This window comes from Tritonibacter sp. SIMBA_163 (genome assembly GCF_046535935.1).
GTDB lineage: Bacteria > Pseudomonadota > Alphaproteobacteria > Rhodobacterales > Rhodobacteraceae > Epibacterium > Epibacterium scottomollicae.
The window spans coordinates 1-450 of sequence record NZ_JAWJBP010000125.1 but is presented as its reverse complement, the minus strand read 5'-3'; the positions used below and the strand labels follow the sequence as shown (position 1 = coordinate 450).

Sequence of the window (450 nt, the reverse complement as noted above, 5' to 3'; positions counted from 1 at the left end):
GATGACATGCCAGCCCTGCCAGAGAATGTTGATGGCGACCAGTATGGCAAGCAGCGGATCGAGTATGGCCCAGCCCGTCACCACCTCGCCGACAAGGCCGACCAGAACGCCAGCCGAGGTGAAAACATCGGTCATGATGTGCTTGCCGTCGGCTTCCAGCGCGGGCGAGCGGAACTTGCGGCCGGTGCGAATCAGCAAGGTCGCCCACAGGCCGTTTATGACGGCCGCGGCGGTGTTGATGGCAAGGCCCAGCCAGGGTTCATCGAGCTTGCGCGGGGTTTCCAGCGCAAACCACGCCTCGCGGAAGATCAGGAGTGCGGCGACCGTGATCAGGACGCCTTCCACGACAGCCGAAATATATTCGGCCTTGTGATGCCCGAAAGGGTGATTGCCATCCGCTGGCTTGTAGCTCATGCGGATTGCCCACCATGCGCCGACCGCCGCGATCAC

1 protein-coding gene is annotated in these 450 nt (G+C 62.7%); it reads right to left on the bottom strand.

Features of this window, described 5'->3' with window-relative positions; all coding sequences use genetic code 11:
* On the bottom strand, window positions 1-450 hold a 450-nt coding region (locus R0J92_RS21735; protein ID WP_411053165.1), incomplete at both ends, for a cation diffusion facilitator family transporter.